Origin of the sequence: Rhodanobacter sp. Root627 (genome assembly GCF_001427835.1) — a bacterium.
GTDB lineage: Bacteria > Pseudomonadota > Gammaproteobacteria > Xanthomonadales > Rhodanobacteraceae > Rhodanobacter > Rhodanobacter ginsenosidimutans.
This window is the reverse complement of sequence record NZ_LMGW01000003.1, coordinates 1-21407: the sequence shown is the minus strand read 5'-3', so window position 1 is coordinate 21407 and position 21407 is coordinate 1. Positions and strand designations below refer to the sequence as shown.

The 21407-nt window shown below is 66.3% G+C and carries 19 protein-coding genes; 10 read left to right on the top strand and 9 right to left on the bottom strand.

Going from position 1 to position 21407, the window contains the following annotated elements; genetic code table 11:
• Positions 1-12: 12 nt before the first annotated feature.
• Positions 13-1230: an MFS transporter gene (locus ASD68_RS12990; RefSeq protein WP_056607617.1), complete on the bottom strand. Its 1218-nt coding sequence runs from the start codon at positions 1228-1230 to the stop codon at positions 13-15.
• A gap of 99 nt (positions 1231-1329) precedes the next feature.
• Here ASD68_RS12990 and ASD68_RS12985 point away from each other — a divergent pair, with 99 nt between their 5' ends.
• Positions 1330-2238, top strand: a complete 909-nt coding sequence (locus ASD68_RS12985; protein WP_056607615.1) for a LysR family transcriptional regulator — start codon at positions 1330-1332, stop codon at positions 2236-2238.
• A gap of 46 nt (positions 2239-2284) precedes the next feature.
• Positions 2285-3310: a DUF2333 family protein gene (locus ASD68_RS12980; RefSeq protein WP_056085097.1), complete on the top strand. Its 1026-nt coding sequence runs from the start codon at positions 2285-2287 to the stop codon at positions 3308-3310.
• 424 nt (positions 3311-3734) lie between these two features.
• Here the strand turns inward: ASD68_RS12980 and ppa are convergent, their stop codons facing one another.
• From ppa to ASD68_RS12950, 6 genes are all read right to left on the bottom strand, one after another.
• Positions 3735-4280: an inorganic diphosphatase gene (gene ppa / locus ASD68_RS12975; protein ID WP_056085099.1), complete on the bottom strand. Its 546-nt coding sequence runs from the start codon at positions 4278-4280 to the stop codon at positions 3735-3737.
• A 106-nt stretch (positions 4281-4386) separates the two neighbouring features.
• Positions 4387-5235, bottom strand: a complete 849-nt coding sequence (locus tag ASD68_RS12970; RefSeq protein WP_056607611.1) for a 2OG-Fe(II) oxygenase — start codon at positions 5233-5235, stop codon at positions 4387-4389.
• Positions 5236-5321: 86 nt separating this feature from the next.
• Positions 5322-7394 (bottom strand): prolyl oligopeptidase family serine peptidase, encoded by a 2073-nt coding sequence (locus ASD68_RS12965; protein WP_235578756.1) that lies wholly within the window; start codon positions 7392-7394, stop codon positions 5322-5324.
• 316 nt (positions 7395-7710) lie between these two features.
• On the bottom strand, positions 7711-9762 hold the full coding sequence (locus ASD68_RS12960) for a sodium-translocating pyrophosphatase (RefSeq protein ID WP_056607607.1): 2052 nt from the start codon (positions 9760-9762) through the stop codon (positions 7711-7713).
• A gap of 165 nt (positions 9763-9927) precedes the next feature.
• Positions 9928-10356 (bottom strand): RcnB family protein, encoded by a 429-nt coding sequence (locus tag ASD68_RS12955; protein ID WP_056607605.1) that lies wholly within the window; start codon positions 10354-10356, stop codon positions 9928-9930.
• Positions 10357-10495: 139 nt separating this feature from the next.
• Positions 10496-11773: a 6-phosphofructokinase gene (locus tag ASD68_RS12950; RefSeq protein WP_056085108.1), complete on the bottom strand. Its 1278-nt coding sequence runs from the start codon at positions 11771-11773 to the stop codon at positions 10496-10498.
• A gap of 205 nt (positions 11774-11978) precedes the next feature.
• Here ASD68_RS12950 and ASD68_RS12945 point away from each other — a divergent pair, with 205 nt between their 5' ends.
• The 7 genes from ASD68_RS12945 to ASD68_RS12915 all read left to right on the top strand — a co-directional run bounded on the left by ASD68_RS12945 (position 11979) and on the right by ASD68_RS12915 (position 18616).
• The gene (locus tag ASD68_RS12945; RefSeq protein WP_056085110.1) at positions 11979-12563 is read left to right on the top strand and encodes an adenylate kinase; all 585 of its coding nucleotides are present in this window, start codon (positions 11979-11981) and stop codon (positions 12561-12563) included.
• Positions 12564-12605: 42 nt separating this feature from the next.
• Positions 12606-14054 (top strand): UDP-N-acetylmuramate:L-alanyl-gamma-D-glutamyl-meso-diaminopimelate ligase, encoded by a 1449-nt coding sequence (mpl, locus tag ASD68_RS12940; protein ID WP_056607601.1) that lies wholly within the window; start codon positions 12606-12608, stop codon positions 14052-14054.
• A 68-nt stretch (positions 14055-14122) separates the two neighbouring features.
• Positions 14123-14725, top strand: coding sequence for an LON peptidase substrate-binding domain-containing protein (locus ASD68_RS12935; RefSeq protein ID WP_056607600.1), 603 nt, complete (start codon positions 14123-14125; stop codon positions 14723-14725).
• A 236-nt stretch (positions 14726-14961) separates the two neighbouring features.
• Positions 14962-16293, top strand: a complete 1332-nt coding sequence (locus ASD68_RS12930; RefSeq protein ID WP_056607599.1) for a sigma-54 dependent transcriptional regulator — start codon at positions 14962-14964, stop codon at positions 16291-16293.
• 173 nt (positions 16294-16466) lie between these two features.
• Positions 16467-17699, top strand: a complete 1233-nt coding sequence (locus tag ASD68_RS12925) for an acetylornithine/succinylornithine family transaminase (RefSeq protein WP_056607598.1) — start codon at positions 16467-16469, stop codon at positions 17697-17699.
• Positions 17699-18127, top strand: a complete 429-nt coding sequence (locus tag ASD68_RS12920; protein WP_056607597.1) for an HIT family protein — start codon at positions 17699-17701, stop codon at positions 18125-18127. The genes ASD68_RS12925 and ASD68_RS12920 overlap by 1 nt, the downstream gene beginning before the upstream one ends.
• Before the next feature lie 69 nt (positions 18128-18196).
• Positions 18197-18616 carry a VOC family protein gene (locus ASD68_RS12915; RefSeq protein ID WP_056607596.1) on the top strand — a complete coding sequence of 140 codons (420 nt, stop codon included), beginning with the start codon at positions 18197-18199 and terminating at the stop codon, positions 18614-18616.
• A 23-nt stretch (positions 18617-18639) separates the two neighbouring features.
• Here the strand turns inward: ASD68_RS12915 and hemL are convergent, their stop codons facing one another.
• On the bottom strand, positions 18640-19923 hold the full coding sequence (gene hemL, locus ASD68_RS12910) for a glutamate-1-semialdehyde 2,1-aminomutase (protein WP_056607595.1): 1284 nt from the start codon (positions 19921-19923) through the stop codon (positions 18640-18642).
• Positions 19924-20165: 242 nt separating this feature from the next.
• On the opposite strand from hemL, the gene ASD68_RS12905 reads away from it, so the two are divergent.
• Positions 20166-20363, top strand: a complete 198-nt coding sequence (locus ASD68_RS12905) for a rubredoxin (protein ID WP_040670504.1) — start codon at positions 20166-20168, stop codon at positions 20361-20363.
• Between the two features lie 217 nt (positions 20364-20580).
• Here the strand turns inward: ASD68_RS12905 and ASD68_RS12900 are convergent, their stop codons facing one another.
• On the bottom strand, positions 20581-21033 hold the full coding sequence (locus ASD68_RS12900; protein ID WP_056607594.1) for a DUF192 domain-containing protein: 453 nt from the start codon (positions 21031-21033) through the stop codon (positions 20581-20583).
• Positions 21034-21407: the final 374 nt, after the last annotated feature.

Genomic DNA, 21407 nt, shown 5'->3' with positions numbered 1-21407 from the left:
TCCTCCCGAAAGTCAGGGCGCGGCTTCCACGCACGCCGTGGTGGCCATCCGCCGCGATGGCCTTGCATCCAGCCGCACGCTGTACAGCGCCACGGCCAGTCCGAGCAACGGCAGCAACGCGGCGGCCCAGGTCACGGCACCCAGGCCGGGACCGTGGCTGATCACCACGCCACCCAGCCAGGCGCCGATCGCGTTGCCGAGATTGAACGCGGCGATGTTGAAGCTGGACGCCAGCACCTGGCCGCCGGTGGCTTTCTGCAGCACGCGCAACTGCAGCGGCGCCACGGTGGCGAACCCCACGATGCCGAACAACGCACTGAACGCGATCATCGCCGGCTTGCTGTGCAGCGCGAATGTCATCGCGCCCAGCACGATCGCCAACGCGACCAGCGAGCCCAGCAGCGTCATCACCAGATGCTTGTCCGCCAGCCGGCCGCCGAGCAGGTTGCCCACCACCATGCCGCCGCCGAACACCAGCAGGATCGGCGACACCGCACTGTCGGCGAAGCCGGTGACGCGGGTGAGGATGGGCTGGATGTAGGTGAACATCGCAAACACCCCGGCGAAGCCCAGCACGGTGATCAGCAGGCCGAGCAGGACTTGCGGATGCGCGATGCCCTTCAGTTCCTCGACGAAGTTCATCGGCGCCTGCTCGCCGCGGTCGGCGGGCACCAGGGTGGCGATGATGACCGTGGCCAGCACGCCGATCGCGCTGACCGCCCAGAACGTGCTGCGCCAGCCGAAGTGCAGCCCCAGCCACGCGCCGGCCGGCACGCCGAGCAGGGTCGCCACGGTCAAGCCGGTGAACATGATCGAGATGGCCGACGCCTTGCGATCCTCCGCCACCAGCCCGGTCGCCACCACCGCGCCCACGCCGAAGAAGGTGCCGTGGGCCAGCGAGGTAATCACCCGCGCGATCATCAGCACCGCGTAGCCGGGCGCCAGTGCGCTGGCCAGGTTGCCGATGGTGAAGATGATCATCAAGGCGATCAGCGCGGTCTTGTGCGGTAGCCGGCTGGTTGCCGCCGTGAGCAGCGGCGCGCCCACGAACACGCCCAGCGCATAACCGGAGATCAGCAGGCCGGCCGTGGCGATGCTCACATGCAGGTCGGCGGATACCTGCAACAGCAGGCCCATGATCACGAACTCGGTGGTGCCGATGCCGAACGCGCCGGCGGTCAACGCGTACAGCGCCAGCGGCGTGCGTGGCCGGGTGGAAAGGGAGCGCATGGCGGCAGTCCTGAAGAAACGATGCGGCAGCTTAGGCAGTTGCGTTTTATTCCGTAACCATCAAGATGGCTAATCATTTTCAACGAAACATTGATAGCCATGGATCGCATCGGCGACCTCAGCCTGTTTCTGCGAGTGCTCGACCTGGGTTCGATCAGCGCCGCCGCGCGCAGCCTGGATCTTTCGGTGGCGGTGGCCAGCCAGCGCCTGAAGCGGCTGGAGCGCGAGCTGGGCGTGCGCCTTTTGCACCGGACCACGCGCCAGCTGCATGCCACGCCCGAGGGCATACAGCTGGCCGAGCAGGGTCGCGCGCTGGTGGAGGACCTGGAATCGCTCACCGGTGGACTGCGCCAGAGTGCCACCGAGGTCAGCGGCACGCTGCGGGTCACCATGTCCGCTGCGTTCGGCAGCCAATACGTTTCGCCGCTGCTGCCGGAGTTTCTCGGCCTGCATCCGCGGGTGAAGCTGAGCGTGAATCTCGATGACCAGGTCGTGGACCTGGTCGGCTCCGGCTTCGACCTGGGCATCCGCATCGGCGACATGGGCGACTCGGCGCTGGTGGCGCGCCGGCTGGCCAGCAACCGGCGCGTGCTGTGCGCGTCGCCGGCGTATCTGCAAAAGCACGGGTTGCCACGCACGCCGGCGGATCTGGCCACGCACGACTGCCTGCTGCTGGTCGGCAGCCAGGGCAGGCAGGATGTGTGGCACTTCACGGACCGCGAGGGGCGCGACATCGCGCAACGGGTACAGGGCCGTTTCGAGAGCAACCAGGGCGCGCTGTTGCGCGATGCGGTGGTAGCCGGGCTTGGCATCGCGATGCATTCGCTGTGGCATGTGCACGAGCCATTGCGCAGTGGCCAGTTGCAATTGTTGCTGCCGGACTACCCGATCCACACCACCGGCATCTACGCGGTGATGCCGCAGCGCCGATTGGTGCCGCCGCGGGTACGTGCCTTCATCGATTTCCTGGCCGGACGGTTCGGCGACCATCCGCCGTGGGAGTGTTGAGCGGCGTTGTAAGCTTGCTGCATCCCCGCCAGCCACAGGAATCCCGATGCCCACTCCGGACACAACGAATCCGCCGCGCCGCGGCCTGTTGCGCGGTATCGCCGCCGCCATCGCGCTGGTGTTGCTGCTGGTGCTGGCGCTGATGTGGTGGTGGGATGCCGAGCCGCCGCTGTTCGATCCGCCCACCGTCGCGCAGGCCCAGTTGCAGGACCTGAAGCGACCCGCCAGCGTGGGCGCCACCACCACCGCCACCCTGATCGAATCGGTGCGCACGCTGCTGGACAAGCGCGGCGGCTACCTCAGCAACGACAAGCTGCCGCCGGGCGCGTGGATGGACAACGTGCCGAACTGGGAGTTCGGCTCGCTCACCGCCTCGCGTGACCTGGTGCGCGCACTGCGCAACGACTTCAGCCGCTCGCAGGCGCAATCCACCGAAGACAAGGACCTGGCCGAAGCCGACCCGCTGCTCAACAGCCCGAACGACCGCTGGCTGCTGCCCAGCTCGGAGAGCCAGTACAGCAAGGCGATTGGCCATCTGGACGGCTATCTGTCGCGCCTGGGCGACGACGAGGGGGCGTCGGCGCATTTCTACGCCCGCGCCGACAACCTGGCCGATTACCTGCAACTGGTGTCGTCGCGACTGGGCTCGTTGTCGCAACGGTTGTCGGCCAGCGTGGGCCAGATGCGCATCGGCGATGCCGGCACCGACCAGCCGGCCTCTGCCAGCACCAGTGCCCTGGCCGCGCCCGCCCGTAGCCAGCTGGTGAAAACGCCCTGGACAAAGATCGACGACAACTTCTACGAGGCGCGCGGCTACACCTGGGCGCTGCTGGAACAGCTCAAGGCCATGCAGCATGATTTCGGTCCCATCCTGCGCAGCAAGCACGCCGACGTGAGCCTGCAGCAGGTGATCCGCGAGCTGGAGGAAGCCCAGCGCCCACTGCACAGCCCGATGGTGTTGAACGGCTCGCCGTTCGGCTTCTTCGCCAACCATTCGCTGGTGATGGCGAACTACGTGTCGCGCGCGAATGCGGCGATCATCGATTTGCGGGAGTTGCTCAAGCGGGGTTGAGCGGGGGCGAAGAGCGAAGAGCCGAGGCGGTCGGATGAGGCAGGATGAGGCCGTAACTGCCGAACCTCAGCGCCAGGGAGCACCGTAATACCCTCTCCCCTGCGGGGAGAGGGTAGGGGAGAGGGGGCGGGTGCTTGCGGGAGAGCTGATGAGGCAGCTTCCGTGCGCCGTGAAAAGCTGCGTTGGAGCTTCCCCGCAGCGTGTCCCCCTCTCCCAACCCTCTCCCCGCAGGGGAGAGGGGATTACGGCATGTGCCGGCTTTGAGGTGGGTCGGGTGTGGGTTTGGGCGCCGGGAAGAAGCTTCTTGGAGCTTCCCCGCGGCGTGTGCCCTCTCCCAACCCTCTCCCCGCGGGGGAGAGGAGATTACGGCATTTACCGGCTTTGAGGCGTGCCGTTACGGCAGCGTCCGGTTTGCCGGTTCGCCTCAGGCTTTCGCCTTCTTTTCCGCCTGGTAGCGGGCGATGCCGGCGGTGATTTCGGTTTTGGCTTCTTCGGCGCCGACCCAGCCGGCGACCTTGACCCACTTGCCCTTCTCCAGGTCCTTGTAGTGCTCGAAGAAGTGGCCGATGCGCTCCAGCCAGTGCGGCGAGACGCCTTTCATGTCGTTGATGTGTGCGTAGCCGGGGAACACCTTGGGCGAGGGGATCACCACCAGTTTCTCGTCTTCGCCGGCCTCGTCGGTCATCTTCAGCATGCCGACCGGGTGGCAGCGGATCACCGAGCCCACGGTCAGCGGCAGGGGCAGGATCACCAGCGCGTCCAGCGGGTCGCCGTCGCCGCCCAGGGTACCGGGCACATAACCGTAGTTGCACGGGTAGCGCATCGGCGTGGACAGGATGCGGTCGACGAAGATCGCGCCGCTTTCCTTGTCCACCTCGTACTTCACCGGCTCCGCGTCCTTGGGGATTTCGATGATGACGTTGATTTCTTCCGGCACGTTGCGACCGGCGGGGACGAGATGCAGACCCATGGGGTGTCCTAGGCAAGAGAGGGGGAAAGTCAGCCGCCTAGGATACGCCAAACCTTGCTGCATCGCAGCGGCCGGGGCTGCCGCGCGGGTCGTGGCGGGCGACGGATCAGCGCTTGGAACCCTGCCCGAAGGGCCGTTCGCGGAGCCAGTGGGTGGCGATCCATTTCTCGCCCTGGAGCACCGGCAAGCCGGCGTGCAGTGAGCTCTGATCGCCGCCCTCGTAGGCGAAATAGACCGCCGACCCGCGTCGCGCCGCCACGGTGAGCCCGATTTCGGGGAACGCCGTGCCGCCGCCGCGTTCGGGCGTGTTGAGGTACATCACCACGCTGGCGATGCGCTGCCCCGCGCGGGCGGTGAGTTTGTCGTACCCGGGCAGGGCCGGGTCGAACCAGTCGTAATGCGGCTCGTACTCCTGCCCGGGACCGTAATGCAGGATCTGCAGGCCCTCGCCGTGGCTGGCCGGTACGCCAAGCAGCTGCGCCAGGCGCTGCTCGATGGTGGCGACCAGCGGCGTCTCGCCCGCGCGAAAGAACATGCCCTCGCTGGTGCGGCGGTGATCGACCTGCTGTTTGCCCTCGCTGTCCACGGTCAGCGCGCGCTGCAGGCGCGGCCGTGCCAGTTCGATCAGGTCGGCGCATTCCCGTTCCGACAGCAGGCCGTCGAGCACACGCAAGGCCGGCGCGTCGGTGCTGACCGGAATGCCGATGGTGCGCCCGTCGATGACGACTTCCGGTGCCTCCGGGTGCCTCGTGCGCAAACCGCCCGGTTTGCCGGTGCTGGCGTGCAGGGCGGCCAGCGGCAGTTTCATCACCTCGGCCACGATGCTGCGGCTCTGCCGTGGGTCGTAGCCGTTTTCCTTCATCAGGCGCAGGACGTCATCGACGCCATGGCCGGCCCGTGTGGTTGCGAGAATCCATTCGCGCAGTTCAGGACTGATGGTGACGCGTGGGTACATGTGGGGGCAGTCGGGCTGATCGAGGAAGCGCAAAGCTTACCTGCCGAACCGCCGGCAGGTTGCGATACCCCGGCGCTGGCTTTCCGCTACTTCAACTGATCCCACAGGAAGTCGTACGCCATGGCGTGCATGTGCGCGGATTGCCGGTTGTCGGCACCGGCGCCGTGGCCGCCTTCGAGGTTCTCGTAGAACCACACATCCGGATGACCTTGCGCCTGCATGCGCGCGGCCATCTTGCGCGCCTGCACCGGGCCCACGCGATCGTCGCTGGTGGCCGTGTAGAACAGCACCGGCGGGTAATCCACGCCCTTTTTCACGTTCTGGTACGGCGAGAACGTCTTGATGAAGTTCCAGTCGGCGCTGTCGGGGTTGCCGTACTCGGCCATCCACGAGGCGCCGGCGGAAAGGTGGATGTAGCGCTTCATGTCCAGCAGCGGCACCTCGCAGGCGATGGCGCCGAACAGTTGCGGATACATGGTGAGCATGTTGCCCATCAGCAGGCCGCCGTTGCTGCCGCCCTCGGCGCCGAGATGGTCGGGCGAGGTGACGCCGCGCTTGATCAGGTCTTCGGCCACCGCCGCGAAATCCTCGTAGGCACGCGGGCGGTTGGCTTTCAAGGCGGCCTGGTGCCACTGCGGACCATATTCGCCGCCGCCGCGGATGTTGGCGATCACGTAGACGCCGCCGCGTTCCAGCCAGGCACGGCCGATGCTGCCGCTGTAGTGCGGCTGCAGCGAGACTTCGAAACCGCCGTAGCCATACAGCAGCGTGCGGTTGCTGCCGTCGAGCTTGATGTTTTTCGGGGCGATCTCAAAATACGGCACGCGGGTGCCGTCCTTCGAGCTCACGAAATTCTGGCTCACGGTAAAGGCCGAGGCGTCGAAGAACGCCGGGTCCGCCTTGATCGTGGTGGCCGGCTCGCTGCCCAGCACACCGCGTTGCAGCGCGGTGGGCGCCAGGAAACCGGTGACGTCGAGCCAGTATTCGTCGCTGTGGTCGGGGTCGGTACTGACCACGCTGATCGTGCTCATGCCCGGCGCGCCGGGCAGGCTTTCACGCTTCCAGTCGCCCGCCTGCGGCGTCAGCACCTCGAGCCGGCTCTTCACGTCGTCCAGGATGTCCAGGATCAGGTGGTGCCGGGTCCAGTCGTACGAGGCCAGCGAGGTGTGCGCATCGGGCTTGAACAGCACCGTGAAGTGCGGTTTGCCAGCCATGAACGCATCGAAATTCGCCGCCAGCAGCGCACCGGACGGGTAGGTGGTGCCGCCGACCGTCCATGGCGAACGCGTCTGCACCAGCAGCCATTCGCGATGCGCATCGGCGCTGGCGTCGGTGGGTACGTCCACGCGTACTAGCTTGCCGTCGATGCGCTGGTACAGCTCGCTGTGGAAGAAGTCCTTCGCCACGGAGACGAAATCGCGCTCGAAGCCCGGCGTGCGGTCGTGGTAGGCGCCGACGGCCAGGTCCTTGGATTTGCCCTCGTACACGATGGTGGCCGATGACAGCGGCGTGCCGCGTTTCCACTCCTTGACGATGCGCGGATAGCTCGACTCGGTCATCGTGCCGGGGCCGAAATCCGTGCCGACGTAAAGCGTGTCGTCGTCGATCCAGCCGGCTTCGGTCTTCGCCACCGGCAGGTCGAAGCCGCCTTTCACGAACGATTTGCTGGGGATGTCGAATTCGCGCACGGCCACCGCGTCACCGCCATCGGGCGACAGCGAGATCAGGCAGCGGTTGAAATCCGGCTTCAGGCATTGCGTGCCCTTGAACACCCAGCGCTTGTCTTCGGCCTTGTTCAGCGCGTCCACGTCCAGCAGCACTTCCCAGTCGGGGTTCGCCTTGCGGTATTCGGCCAGCGTGGTGCGGCGCCATACGCCGCGCGGATGCGCCTTGTCGCGCCAGAAGTTGTACAGGTAATCGCCGCGCCGGTTGACGTCGGGGATGCGCGCGTCGGAGTCGAGCACTTCGAGGATGCCGTCGCGGGTTTTCTCGAAACCCGCGCCAGCGGCGAACCGCGCTGCCGTCTTCGCATTCTCCTTTTCCACCCAGGCCAGCGGGCGGGCGCCGTGGATGTCTTCCAGCCACAGGAAGGGATCGTCGGTGGCTGCCGTAGTGGCGGGTTGGGCGGTGGTCTTGTCGCGGGCATGGGCGTCGTTCATGCCCGTCAGTGTGACGCCCAGCGCCAGCATCAGCCAGACCGATCGATTCATTGTCATGGGAGGTCCTGCGATAAGTGATCTGTCGCCAGTGTGCCATTGCGTAACGGTGGGCACGCGTGACTAAAGTCAGTGCGGAGGGTGGGGCATGGGGCAGAAAAGGCGAACCCCGCGTGGGCGGGGTTCGTTTGGAGATTCGGCGTGGTGTCGGCCAGGAGCGCGAGGTAGGTGAGTTGGTCTGCGCTTGAGCTCCCTCTCCCCAACCCCTCTCTCCCGCTTGCGGGAGAGAGGAGATGGTGCCGTGCGGGTGTCGCTTCGATTACAGCAAGGGAATCAGAAGCAGTGCCACGATGTTGATGATTTTGATCAAGGGGTTCACTGCGGGGCCCGCGGTGTCCTTGTACGGGTCGCCCACGGTGTCGCCGGTGACGGCGGCCTTGTGCGCTTCCGAGCCTTTGCCGCCGTGGTTGCCGTCCTCGATGTACTTCTTGGCGTTGTCCCAGGCACCGCCGCCGGTGGTCATCGAGATGGCCACGAACAGGCCGGTGACGATGGTGCCGATCAGCACGCCGCCCAGCGCCTGCGCGCCGGCTTCGGGGCCGCCAAGCCATTTGAAGCCGAAGATCACCAGCACCGGCACCAGCACCGGCAGCAGCGACGGCAGGATCATTTCGCGGATGGCCGAACGGGTCAGCATGTCCACCGCGCGCGAATATTCCGGCTTGGCGGTGCCGGCCATGATGCCCGGGATATCACGGAACTGACGGCGCACTTCCACCACCACCGCACCGGCCGCGCGGCCGACGGCTTCCATCGCCATCGCGCCGAACAGGTACGGGATCAGGCCGCCGATCAGCAGGCCGATGATCACGTAATGGTTCGACAGGTCGAAACTCACGATGGCGCCATTGAAGTGCTGGCTGAGGTTGTGGGTGTAATCGGCGAACAGCACCAGCGCCGCCAGTGCCGCCGAGCCGATCGCGTAGCCCTTGGTCACCGCCTTGGTGGTGTTGCCCACGGCGTCCAGCGGGTCGGTGACGCCGCGCACTTCCGGCGGCAGGTCGGCCATCTCGGCGATGCCGCCGGCGTTGTCGGTGATCGGGCCGTAGGCGTCCAGCGCCACGATCATGCCGGCCATCGACAGCATGGCCGTCGCCGCGATGGCGATGCCGTACAGACCGCCCAGCGCGTAGGCGCCCCAGATCGCGGCGCATACCGCGATCACCGGCCACGCGGTGGATTTCATCGACACGCCCAGGCCCGCGATGATGTTGGTGCCGTGGCCGGTGGTGGAGGCGGCCGCGATGTGCTGCACCGGCTTGTACTGCGTGCCGGTGTAGTACTCGGTGATCCACACGATCGCGCCGGTCAGCGCCAGGCCGATCAGCGTGCAACCCCACAGGTTCATCGCGCCGTGGCTGAAATCGGGCATCAGGCGCGTGGTGATGGGATAGAACGCCACCGCCGCCAGCACCGCCGACACCACCACGCCCTTGTACAGCGCGCCCATGATCGAGCCGCCCGGTTTCACCTTCACGAACAGCGTGCCGATGATCGAGGCGATGATCGACACCGCGCCCAGCAGCAGCGGATACAGCACCGCGTTGGCGCCAACTTCGCTCACCATCAGGCTGCCCAGCAGCATGGTGGCAATGACAGTGACCGCGTAGGTTTCGAACAGGTCGGCGGCCATGCCGGCGCAGTCGCCCACGTTGTCGCCCACGTTGTCGGCGATTACCGCGGGGTTGCGCGGGTCATCCTCGGGAATGCCGGCCTCGACCTTGCCGACCAGGTCCGCGCCCACGTCCGCACCCTTGGTGAAGATGCCGCCACCCAGCCGCGCGAAGATGGAGATCAGCGAGCTGCCGAAGGCGAAGCCCACCAGCGCATGCAGCGCCGGCTCGCCGGTGATGCCCATGCGGTTGAGGATCAGCCAGTAACCGGCCACGCCCAACAACGCCAACCCCACCACCAGCATGCCGGTGATGGCGCCGCCGCGGAACGCCACGTCCATCGCCTTGCCCAGGCCGCCGCGTGCCGCCTCGGCGGTGCGCACATTGGCCTGTACCGAAACGTTCATGCCGATGTAGCCGGCCGCGCCGGACAGCGCGGCGCCCAGCAGAAAGCCGATCGCCGTCGGCCAGCTGAGGAAAAAACCGATCAGCAGAAGCAGCACCACGCCGACCATCGCGATGGTGGTGTATTGGCGGTTGAGGTAGGCGCGGGCGCCTTCCTGGATCGCCGCGGCGATTTCCTGCATTCGTTCATTGCCTGGCGATTTCGCCAGGATCCAGCGTGCCGACAACGCGCCGTACAACACCGCCACTACGGCACACCCCAGAACGATCCACCAGCCATACTGCTGCAGCATCGGAGCCTCCCCTTGAGTTGTCAGTGGCCGTCCGGACGGGCGGTCGCATCGAGTATAGGCAGAGGTTGGCGCGCGGAGCGTTGTGCGGCGCAGCGTCTTTCGGATGGCCGGAAACAACGAGGCCGTGCACGAATGCACGGCCCCGGTTATTGCAACTGCGTGTGATCAGTGCAACGCCACGTCCAGAATGATGCCGGTGGCGATGGCGACCAGCAGGTAGTCGCTGTTGTCGGCCCTCACCCAGTGATAGCCACGCGGCGGCGGACGCAGGCGGTAGTGGCGGTAATCGCGCACCACGTAGATCGGCCCGCCATAGCGATGGCCACGCTGCCAGCGATGGCGGTAGTGCGGACGGTCGTAGCCATAGCGGCGGTGATCCTCGTGGATGACCACGCGGGTGCGGTTGTAGCGGCGGTCGTCGTGGCGGCGGACATCATGGCGATCGTGGCCGCCGCGTCGCCCGTCGTAGCGATGGTCGTTGCGCTCATGATGCTGACCGCGCCGGTCATGGTCACGAGGGCCGTGTTGGGCCAGCGCCAGGTTGCCGGTAGCCAGCAAGGCCACGGCAATAAGCAAACGACTGACAAGTTTCATGGCGTTCTCCCTCGGTAAGCGCTCGACGCACGATGGCTGTCGCAGCGGATGGGTGAATCGTAGAAACGCTTAGCTGAACCCCGCGCGTGCGGAGGTTTGGCTTTTCAGCCGGCACTCAGCAAGCGGTCGGTCACCGGCCTCAGGGCTTGAATGCAGGCAGCCGGGTGGTCACTGCCGTGTTTTTCAGCCGCACGTAGTTGGGCAGGCCGTTCTTGCCATAGGGCAACGGCGCCTCGCCGCGGATCAACGGCGACAGATAACGGCGCGCAGCGGCGGTGATGCCGAAGCCGTCGCGGGTGATGAAGCTTTTCGGCATTTTCTTTTCGCGGTTGGCGATCTTGGCCAGCGGTGCCGGTTCGATCTTCCAGCGGTACGGCGCGTCGGCGCTGCGCACGATCACCGGCATCACCGCGTTCATGCCGGCCAGTGCGTAGTCGACCGCGGCGCGGCCCACGGCGAAAGCCTGGTCGGCGTCCACCTTCGAGGCCGCATGACGGGCCGAGCGCTGCAGGTAATCCGGTACCGCCCAGTGATACTTGTAACCCAGCTTCTCCTTCACCAGCGCCGCCAGTACCGGTGCCACGCCACCCAACTGCGCGTGGCCGAACGCGTCGCGCGTGCCCGCTTCGGCCAGGAACTGGCCGGCCGCGTTGCGCACGCCCTCGGACGCCACCACGGTGCACCAGCCCACGCGTTCCACCGTGGCCTTCACCCGCGCCAGGAACGCCGCCTCGTCGAACGCGTTCTCGGGAAACAGGATGACGTGCGGCGCCGCGTCTGCGTCTTCGCCGGCCAGCCCGGCGGCCGCCGCGATCCAGCCGGCGTGGCGGCCCATCACTTCCAGGATGAACACCTTGGTCGAGGTTTCCGCCATCGAGGCCACGTCCAGGCTGGCTTCCAGGGTGGAGATGGCGGTGTATTTGGCCACCGAACCGAAGCCGGGGCAGCAGTCGGTCACCACCAGATCGTTGTCCACCGTCTTGGGCACGCCGATGCAGCGGATGTCGTAGCCCAAGGTCTTGCCGATCTGCGACAGCTTCAGCGCGGTATCGGCCGAGTCGTTGCCGCCGTTGTAGAGAAACCAGCGGATGTCGTGGGCGCGGAACACCTCGATCAGCCGCTCGTATTCGGCGCGGTTGTCCTCCAGCGATTTCAGCTTGTAGCGGCACGAACCGAACGCGCCCCCCGGCGTATGGCGCAGGGCGGCAATCGCACTGGCGGTCTCCTTTGTGGTGTCGATCAGGTCCTCGCGCAGCGCACCCAGAATGCCGTTGCGCGCGGCGTAGACCTTGACGCCTTTGGCCCGCGCCGCCTCGATGACGCCGGCGGCAGTGGCGTTGATGACGGCGGTGACGCCGCCGGACTGGGCATACAACAGGTTTCCGGTGGTGGCGGAGGAACGACGGGCGGGGCTCATGGCTATCCTCGGAAAACGGCAAAAGCGAAGTGTCGCCGGGCAACTTCAACGCGGCAACCGGCGCGGGCCGCCAGCGCCCGGCGGCGTAACGCGGCAGCATGCACGGTTTGACGGAAACGGGTGCAGACGTTAATTTGACGGTTGGTTTTCGGGATACGTTCGGGCGGCGGCAGTGTGCAGCGGCCCGTCGAACTTGTGGAGCATTATGCGACTCGTCCTACTTGGTGCGCCCGGCTCGGGCAAAGGTACACAAGCCGCCCGGTTGAAGACGGATCTTGCCGTGCCGCATATCTCGACCGGTGACATGCTGCGCGCGGCCGTGGCCGCCGGCACGCCGATGGGGCTGAAGGCCAAGGCGGTGATGGACGCCGGCCAGCTGGTTTCCGACGACATCCTGCTGGGCATGCTGGAAGACCGCCTGTCCCAGGCCGATGCGAAGTCCGGTTTCATCCTGGATGGTTACCCGCGCAATCTGGCCCAGGCCGATGCGCTGGATCAGCTGCTGGCCAAGATCGGCCAGCCGCTGGACGCGGTGATCAAGCTGGAAGTGCCCAACGAAGCCATCATTCGTCGCTGCGAAATCCGTTTCGCCGCCGAGGGCCGCGCCGACGACAACCCCGACACCGTGCGTCGCCGGCTGGGCATCTTTGCCGAGCAGACCGCGCCGGTCGCCGATTTCTACGCCCGCCGCGGCAAGCTGCAGGTGGTCGATGGCGTGGGTGAGTTGGACGAAGTCACCGCGCGCATCAAGCAGGCACTGCAACGCGACCCGGCAGTAGCCAACGGCTGAGTTTTTCCCTTCCCGCCGGGAAGGGTTTTCAGGAAGCCCGGCATGCGTCTGCATATTCTCGGTATCTGCGGCACCTTCATGGGCGGTGTCGCCGCCTTGGCGCGCGAGCTCGGCCTCACGGTCGAGGGTTCCGACGCCAACGTCTACCCGCCGATGAGCGACCAGCTCGAAGCCCTCGGCATCGAGTTGATGCGCGGGTACGACGCGAAACATCTGCAGTCGGCGCCTGATCTGGTGGTGGTCGGCAACGCGATGAGCCGCGGCAACCCGGCGGTGGAATACATGCTCGACCAGCGCCTGCGCTACGTTTCCGGCCCGCAATGGCTGGGCGAGACGGTGCTGGCCGGGCGCGACGTGCTGGCGGTGGCCGGCACGCATGGCAAGACCACCACCACGAGCCTGCTGGCGCATCTGCTGGAAAGCGCGGGGATGGCGCCCGGGTTTCTGGTGGGCGGCGTGCCGGGGAATTTCGGGGTCTCGGCGAGGTTGGGTGGAAAGCAGCCTTGTGGCGCCCAGAGTCCCCCTTCCGGCGCTGCGCGCCTCCTTCCCCCGCGGGCGGGGGACGTTGGGGTGGAGCCGTCTTCGACGGCGCCATTTGTCATTGAAGCGGACGAATACGACACCGCGTTTTTCGACAAGCGCAGCAAGTTCGTGCATTACCGGCCGCGCATCGCGATCCTCAACAACCTGGAATTCGACCACGCGGACATCTTCCCCGACGTGGCCGCGATCCAGCGCCAGTTCCACCACCTGGTGCGCACGGTGCCCGGCAACGGTCGGCTGATCGTCAACGCTTCCGACGAGCGCCTGGCCGAAGTGCTGGCGATGGGCTGCTGGACCCCGGTGGAAACCTTCGGCATCGGCTGCGGCGACTGGCAGGCCAGCCTGATCGAGGCGGATGGCTCGGCATTTGCTGTGCATCGAAACGGCGAACTGATCGGTGAAGTCCGCTGGCCTCTGCTGGGCAACCACAGCGTGATGAACGCGCTGGCCGCGCTGGCCGCCGCCGCCGCGGCGGGCGCCGATCCACGCGCATTGTTGCCGGCGTTTGCCGATTTCCACAGCGTGAAACGGCGGATGGAACTGGTCGGTGAAGCCGGTGGCGTGCACGTCTATGACGATTTCGCCCACCACCCCACGGCCATCGCCACCACGCTGGCGGGGTTGCGCGCAAAGGTTGGGGCAGGGCGCATCCTGGTGGCGTTGGAGCCGCGCTCCAATTCCATGCGCCAGGGCGCGCACGCCGCCGCGCTGGCGCCGTCGCTGGCCGATGCCGACGCGGTGGTTTTCCTGCAGCGCCCCGACCTGCCGTGGAATGCGGCCGAGGTCACCGACGCGCTGAAGGGGCGCGGCACCACCGCGCCCAGCGTCAACGCGTTGCTCGCCGATCTGCAGGCACTGGCGCGGCCCGGCGACCAGGTGGTGTTCATGTCCAACGGCGGCTTCGACAACGCGCCGCACCGCTTTGTCGAGCGGATGGCGAAGCAGTAACTTCCGTCCGCGTCTCGGCGTGCGCCGTGGCTTGCGTTCACGCGACGGCTTGTGACTAACTCGAACACATGGCCGGCCCCGTTCCTCTCCCCGATGTGCCCTTGTTTCCGCTGCGCACCGTGCTGTTTCCCGGTGGGCAAGTGGCCTTGCGCATTTTCGAGCCGCGCTACCTGGACATGGTGCGCGAATGCGCGCGGCAGGACAGCGGTTTCGGCATCTGCCTGATCCTGCAGGGGCGCGAGACGGGCGCGCCGGCGATCCCCGCCGCGGTGGGCACGATCGCCCGCATCACCGATTTCCATACCGGCGGCGACGGCTTGCTGACGATCGTGGTCGAGGGTGGTGCGCGTTTCCGCGTCGACCGCACCCGCGCGCGCTCAGACGGCCTGCTGCGTGGCAGCGTGGCGATGTGGCCGCCCGAACCGCCGCAGGAGGTCCCGGTGGAATTCGCGCTGCTGCAGAGCATCGCCGAGCGACTGGTGGAAACGATGGCGCCGCAGTCCCGCCACGCGCCGCGTTCGATGTACGACGACGCCGGCTGGGTCGGGTTTCGCCTTGCCGAGCTGCTGCCGCTGGACGTGGAGGAGCAACAGCACATGCTGGAGCTGACCGACCCCTTGCAGCGGCTCGCCGAGCTGCGCGACGTGCTGCCCCGGTTCCAGAAATCCTAGGCCGCGTAGGCCGATTGGGGCAGGCCGTAAGGCCAATGCCCAACTGGCTGAAAGCACACTGATTCTTCACGCCACGACGGCGCATCATTAGCGCTCGGTGTGGTGCGTTCTGAATGGCCGGATGGCGTGCAGGGCACATCACGGATGCGACAGGGACATGGAGCAGCTGCGGAAGGGGGCCGGGTTGCCTGAACCGAGGTTTCTGGTGCACGCCAGGGCCTGGGCGGGAGAGGCAAATGGTCAATGGCAGCCGGGGTTGTGTGGTGTGGTTCGGCCACCCCGCCGAACATGAGCGCGACATCCTGATCCGGGCCGGCTGGCAGATTCGCCGGGTCGGCACCGCGGTTGGCGTGGATACGGGGGCACACCAGGGTGACGGTGTGGTCGCGCTGGCCGACATGCGCCACTGCGACGCGCCGGCACTGGCATCGATGGATCGACTGATGGCCGAGCACAGCGGCATCCCCTGGATCGTGTTGCGCGCACCGGAAACCCCCGCGCAGGAGCCGTCGGTGAAACACGTGCTGGAAAGCGGTCGCGAGATCCTCATGGCGCCGATCGACATGCCGCAGTTGCTGGATGCGTTGCGGCGGGCGGGGGACGCGTCGCGGCAGGACGTCACCGGCGGCGATCACTTGGCGGAGATGGTTGGCCGCAGCCCTGCGATGGTCGCCACGGTGGCCAGCGTGCACAAGTTTGCGCCCGTTGAACTGCCCGTATTGATCACCGGCGAGACGGGCACGGGCAAGGAAGTGGCCGCCGCTGCGCTGCATCGCATGTCGGCTCGACGGGCGGGGCCGTTCGTGCCGATCAACTGCGGCGCGCTGGCACCCAACCTGGTGCAGTCGGAGTTGTTCGGCCATGAGCGCGGCGCGTTCACCGGCGCCAACACGCGGCGCATCGGGCACATCGAGAGCGCCGCCGGCGGCACCGTGTTCCTGGACGAGGTGGGCGATCTCCCGCTGGAAGCGCAAACCAACCTGCTGCGTTTCCTGCAGGAAGGCTCGCTGGAGCGCGTGGGCAGCAGCCAGCCGATCAGTATCGACGTGCGCGTGCTGGCCGCCACCCATGTCGACCTGGAAAAGGCGGTGGCGCAAGGCAGCTTCCGCGAGGATCTGTACTACCGCCTCAACGTCCTGCGCCTGCACATGCCGCCGCTGCGCGAACGTGGTGGCGATGTCGAACTGCTGGCGCAGCATTTTCTGGATCACTTCCGCGAGCAGCACTGCAGCTATGCGCGTGGCTTCAGCAGTGCCGCGCGACGTGCGATGCGCGGCTACTCCTGGCCCGGCAACGTGCGCGAACTGCTGAACCGGGTGCAGCGTGCCGCCGTCGTGGCGGAGGATGCGCTGATCGGTCCGGCGGACCTGGATTTGCGCACCAACGTCGGCATGATCCATCGCAGTCTTGGCCTGGCACGCGTGGCGGCCGAGCGCGACGCCATCGTCACCTGCCTGCGCGAAAGCCAGTTCAACATCAGCGAATGCGCGCGCCGGCTGAGCATCTCCCGGGTCACCGTCTATCGGTTGTGCAAGAAGCACCAGCTGCAACTGGAGGACATGCGCTGATCCGCGGGTCGCGAGCGGGTGTGCGGGGCGCTAGGGGTGCCCTGGGGGCCACCGCTTCAGGTTCCGGCGCCGTACGTGGATAATTGACGGGAAGCCACCCGCTTGCGGGTGGACTGACACCATCCCCTTCCGATTCCACGAGGCTTCGCCGATGGCGAAGTCTGGAGCCACTCATGCAATCGCCCAGTCCCAACACGGCATCCCTGATCAACCTCGCCCATTACTGGTTGCCGCTGTATCGACCGCGCGCCATGGTGCTCGACTACGGCAGGGGTTCGCGTCTGTGGGATACCGATGGCAACGATTACGTGGATTTCGGCGCCGGTATCGCGGTGAATTCGCTGGGACACCAGGACCCGGACCTGCTGGCCGCGCTGACCGCGCAGGCGCACAAGCTGTGGCACACCAGCAACGTGTTCTATACCGAGCCGCCGTTGCGTTTGGCGGAGGAACTGGTGGCGGCTGCGGATTTCGCCGAACGCGTATATCTGTGCAACTCCGGCACGGAAGCGAACGAGGCTGCGATCAAGCTGGTGCGCAAGTGGGCGGCCGCGCAAGGCAGGCCACCGGAGCGGCGGGTGATCGTTACCTTCCGCGGCTCCTTCCATGGCCGCACGCTGGGCGCTGTCACCGCCACTGCGCAGCCGAAATACCAGCAGGGTTACGAGCCGTTGCCGGAGGGTTTCCGCTACCTTGATTTCAACGACGCGTCGGCACTGGAGGCGGCGTTCGCCGCCAATGACATCGCCGCGGTGATGGTCGAGCCGGTGCAGGGCGAGGGCGGTGTCATGCCTGCCGCGCCGGGCTTTTTGAAGCGGGTGCGCGAATTGTGCGATGCGCACGACGCCTTGCTGGTGCTGGATGAAATCCAGTGCGGCATGGGTCGCACCGGCACCTTGTTTGCCCATCCGCAGGACGGCGTGACACCCGACATCGTCACCCTGGCCAAGGCGCTGGGTTGCGGCTTCCCGATCGGCGCGATGCTGGCCGGGCCCAAGGTGGCCGAGGTCATGCAATACGGTGCACACGGCACCACCTTCGGCGGCAATCCCATGGCGGCCGCGGTGGCGCGCGTGGCGCTGCGCAAACTGGCGTCGCCGGTGCTGCTGGAGAATGTAGAGAAGCAGGGTGCGGCGCTGCGGGCAGGCCTGGCCGCCATCGGTGAGGAAAGCGGCCTGTTCGCCAGCATCCGTGGCCGCGGACTGATGCTGGGTGCAGTCCTGGCTGACGCCTACAAGGGCCGCGCAGGGGAAATCCTGGAATGCGCGGCGAAACATGGTGTGCTGCTGCTGCAGGCCGGGCCGGATGTGCTGCGGCTGGTGCCGCCGCTGAACATCGGCGGCGCCGACGTGGTCGAAGGGCTGTCGCGCCTGCGCCTGGCCGTGCAGGAGCTGACGTCCGCCTGATGGATGACGCCTGCCCGTTCTGCGCGATCGTCAGTGGCGTGGCGCCGGCCAACGTGATCCTGGATGACGGCAAGGTGCTGGCCTTCATGGATTGGCGCCAGGCGGTACCGGGCCACGTGCTGGTGATACCACGCCGGCATGTGCCCGATATCTACACACTGGCCGACGATGAGGCCGCGGCGGTGATGCAGGCGACCGTGCGGGTGGCCCGCGCGCTGCGTGCCGCGTACGATCCGCCGGGCCTGAACCTGTGGCAGTCGAACGGCGAAGCAGGCGGGCAGGAGGTCTTCCATTTCCACCTGCACGTGCACCCGCGCCGGGTCGACGACGGCCTGCTGCGCGTGTATCCCGATGGCGTCCCGCCGCGGAGCGGCGCCGATCAGCGCGCCGCCATCGCGCGCACGCTCAAGGCGCGACTCGATCATTGATCGACACCTGCACCGGCCGCTCACCGGCCGCGTTGCATCATGGTTTTTTCATCACCCTACGGAGCTGCGATGAAATATCTGCACAGCATGGTTCGCGTACGCGACCTCGACGCCTCCCTGCGCTTCTATTGCGAAGGGCTGGGCCTGCGCGAAGTGCGCCGCATGGAAGTGCCCGCTGGGCGCTACACGCTGGTATTCCTGTCGGCGGCCGAAAGCCCGGACGCGGAAGTGGAGCTGACCTACAACTGGGACGCCGACGAGGATTACGGCTCAGCGCGCAATTTCGGCCATCTGGCATTTCGCATCGACGACATCTACGCCACCTGCGAACGCCTGCAGTCGATGGGTTACACCATCAGCCGGCCACCCCGCGACGGCCACATGGCCTTCGTGCGTTCGCCCGACCTCATCTCGATCGAGTTGCTGCAGGACGGGCATCTGGAGCCGCGCGAACCATGGGCGTCGATGCCGAACACGGGCGTCTGGTGACGCCCGTGCGGTGCGCGTCTTCGTCAGCCGCGCGCCTGGCGTAGCGCGCCGCGCGCGGCATCCAGCGTATCGGCGATGTCCTGGTCGCTGTGCGCGCTGGACATGAAGCCGGCTTCGAACGCCGAAGGCGCCAGATACACGCCGCGCTCCAGCATGCCGTGGAAGAAACGGTTGAACAGGCCGCTGTCCGCCGCCGTCGCCTGCGCGTAGCTTTCGACCTTGGCCGCGCTGAAGAACAAGCCGAACATGCCGCCGACACGATTCGTGCTGAACGGCACGCCTTCGCCATCAGCCACGGATTGGAAGCCGTCGGTAAGTAACCGGGTACGTGCGGCGAGTTGTTCGTGGAAACCCGGTGCCTGGATCAGCTCCAGCATCGCCAGGCCGGCGGCCATCGCCACCGGGTTGCCGCTCAAGGTGCCCGCCTGGTAGATCGGGCCGCTGGGGGCGATCTGTTCCATCAGGTCGCGCCGGCCACCGTACGCACCCACCGGCATGCCGCCACCGATGATCTTGCCGAACGTGGTGAGATCGGGCGTGACGCCGTAGTGCGCCTGCGCGCCGCCCAGCGCCACGCGGAACCCTGTCATCACCTCGTCGAAGATCAGCACTGCGCCGTGGTTCGTGCACAGTTCGCGCAGCGCGGCGAGGTAGCCGTCTTTCGGCGGGATGCAATTCATGTTGCCGGCGACCGGCTCGATGATCAGCGCGGCGACGTCGGCGCCGTGCTCGGCGAACAATACCCGTGCCGCATCGATATCGTTGAACGGCAAGGTCAGCGTGAGATCGGCATTCGCGCTGGGTACGCCGGGCGAGGTGGGTACGCCGAAGGTGAGCGCGCCCGAGCCGGCCTTCACCAGAAAACTGTCGCCGTGGCCGTGATAGCAGCCTTCGAACTTCACGATCTTGCTGCGACCGGTGGCACCGCGCGCCAGCCGGATCGCCGACATCGTGGCCTCGGTGCCGGAGTTGACCATGCGCACCATGTTGATCGAGGGAATCAACCGGGTGATCGTCTCGGCCATCGTCACTTCGGCGGCGCAGGGCGTGCCGAACGACAGGCCATCCTTTACCGCGCGTTCCACCGCTTCGCGCACGGCCGGGTGGTTATGGCCCACGATCATCGGGCCCCAGGAGCCGACGTAATCAATGTAGCGCCGTCCCTCGACATCCCACAGATAGGCGCCGTCAGCCTTTGCGGTGAAAAACGGCTCGCCGCCCACCGACTTGAACGCGCGCACCGGCGAATTCACGCCGCCGGGCATCAGCCGTTGGGCACGCTGGAACAGCTCTTGGTTGGTGGTCATGTGGAATTCCGAAAAAGTGGGAGAGGGGCGATGCGCAGGGGGCGCTACATGCCGCCGGAGCGGCCATCAGGCCGACCATTCTCCGTTGTGCAGCGATCCATCGCCAGCCGCCGTGCCATCGGCGTGACGTTTTGACACGCAATATGGGCGATCCCATGGATGCAATCGCGCGCGGCGCGCTTTCGCATCGTGGGGCGAGTTGCGAGAATGGCGAATCCAGTCACGATCGAAGAATTCCTATCATGAGTGCCAGTTCCAACCAGGCCACGGCCTTGCGCAAATGGATGTGCGTTGTTTGCGGCTATATCTACGACGAAGCGGAAGGCGTGCCGGAAGAGGGAATCGCACCCGGAACGCGTTGGGAAGACGTGCCGGATACCTGGACCTGTCCCGACTGCGGCACCACCAAGGATGACTTCGAGATGATCGAGCTGGACTGAGGTCCGCGTTCTGCCAGCAATCGGCCCGATCCGGACAGCAAAACCGCCGGGCCGCCTGCTCTGATGTTCCTCAAGTACGCGCCGCGTACGACTTTGCCGGGAGCATCCCCATGCAACAGTTCATACCGTTCGAAGATGAATGGGACATGCTGGAAACACTGCGGCCGGAGGATCTGATCCCCTACCGCGTTGGGCTGCTGGACTCACGCCCTTCAGATCAACGCACGGGGCCGATCTCGCCCTCGATCTTCAGTTCATCACCAGGCTGCACTCCGGTCCGCCGCGCCGTTCCACCCGAAAGCTCAAGCACGTAGCGCGCCGGGCCCTCGCTGGGGTAAACCGGGCAGGGATCCGCCCGGCACGGCGGCACGCTCAACTGCATCGACACCAGCTGTCGCGCGGCATCGAAATAGAGCATGTCCAGCGGGATGAGCGTGTTCTTCATCCAGAACGCCTGCGGCTCCGTACGCGGGAACACGAACAGCATGCCGTGATCGGCCGGAAGCGACTGCCGCATCATCAGTCCCCGTTGCCGCTGCGCGTTGTCGGTGGCCAGCTCCACCGAAAAACGTTGTCCGTGCAACACCACCGTGACGGGCGTGTACGTGGGAGACGCCGCATTGGCGCAACCGGCAAGCAGGACAAGTACCGCTAAAAACCATGTTTTCATCGCTTCGCTCGCGCAGGCAGAGCAGGAAGTCTAGCGGTGCACCGCAGCGCTGCCGAACGACGATTCAGAAAAAAAGTTCACCGGCCCCTTCACAGATGTACGGCACGGCGCTATGATTCACGCCCCTTCGACGAGACGCCCTCCGCGAAGGCCTTCCGCAACACAAATCACCTCGAAAGATTTTGTTTCAAGGGTGTTGACGGTAAGGAAAAGCGATGTAGAATGGGCGGCTCACCTAGGACGAAACGTCTTGGGGCGGTACCGGGAAAACCGGTACCAAGCGAACGATCTTTGACAGTGTGCGCAGGTGAATTGTGTGGACGTCTTGTGTTGAATGGGTCACGACCTGTCCAAGCAATGCAAGCGTCCCACCA

Coding starts and splice junctions, on each gene's coding strand:
- ASD68_RS12945 (WP_056085110.1), top strand. CDS start 11,979: ATGCGACTCGTCCTACTTGGTGCGCCCGGCTCGGGCAAAGGTACACAA.
- mpl (WP_056607601.1), top strand. CDS start 12,606: ATGCGTCTGCATATTCTCGGTATCTGCGGCACCTTCATGGGCGGTGTC.
- ASD68_RS12985 (WP_056607615.1), top strand. CDS start 1,330: ATGGATCGCATCGGCGACCTCAGCCTGTTTCTGCGAGTGCTCGACCTG.
- hemL (WP_056607595.1), bottom strand. CDS start 19,923: ATGACCACCAACCAAGAGCTGTTCCAGCGTGCCCAACGGCTGATGCCC.
- ASD68_RS12935 (WP_056607600.1), top strand. CDS start 14,123: ATGGCCGGCCCCGTTCCTCTCCCCGATGTGCCCTTGTTTCCGCTGCGC.
- ASD68_RS12970 (WP_056607611.1), bottom strand. CDS start 5,235: ATGTACCCACGCGTCACCATCAGTCCTGAACTGCGCGAATGGATTCTC.
- ASD68_RS12955 (WP_056607605.1), bottom strand. CDS start 10,356: ATGAAACTTGTCAGTCGTTTGCTTATTGCCGTGGCCTTGCTGGCTACC.
- ASD68_RS12990 (WP_056607617.1), bottom strand. CDS start 1,230: ATGCGCTCCCTTTCCACCCGGCCACGCACGCCGCTGGCGCTGTACGCG.
- ASD68_RS12950 (WP_056085108.1), bottom strand. CDS start 11,773: ATGAGCCCCGCCCGTCGTTCCTCCGCCACCACCGGAAACCTGTTGTAT.
- ASD68_RS12960 (WP_056607607.1), bottom strand. CDS start 9,762: ATGCTGCAGCAGTATGGCTGGTGGATCGTTCTGGGGTGTGCCGTAGTG.
- ASD68_RS12965 (WP_235578756.1), bottom strand. CDS start 7,394: ATGAACGACGCCCATGCCCGCGACAAGACCACCGCCCAACCCGCCACT.
- ASD68_RS12920 (WP_056607597.1), top strand. CDS start 17,699: ATGGATGACGCCTGCCCGTTCTGCGCGATCGTCAGTGGCGTGGCGCCG.
- ASD68_RS12980 (WP_056085097.1), top strand. CDS start 2,285: ATGCCCACTCCGGACACAACGAATCCGCCGCGCCGCGGCCTGTTGCGC.
- ASD68_RS12930 (WP_056607599.1), top strand. CDS start 14,962: ATGGTCAATGGCAGCCGGGGTTGTGTGGTGTGGTTCGGCCACCCCGCC.
- ASD68_RS12925 (WP_056607598.1), top strand. CDS start 16,467: ATGCAATCGCCCAGTCCCAACACGGCATCCCTGATCAACCTCGCCCAT.
- ASD68_RS12900 (WP_056607594.1), bottom strand. CDS start 21,033: ATGAAAACATGGTTTTTAGCGGTACTTGTCCTGCTTGCCGGTTGCGCC.
- ASD68_RS12905 (WP_040670504.1), top strand. CDS start 20,166: ATGAGTGCCAGTTCCAACCAGGCCACGGCCTTGCGCAAATGGATGTGC.
- ASD68_RS12915 (WP_056607596.1), top strand. CDS start 18,197: ATGAAATATCTGCACAGCATGGTTCGCGTACGCGACCTCGACGCCTCC.
- ppa (WP_056085099.1), bottom strand. CDS start 4,280: ATGGGTCTGCATCTCGTCCCCGCCGGTCGCAACGTGCCGGAAGAAATC.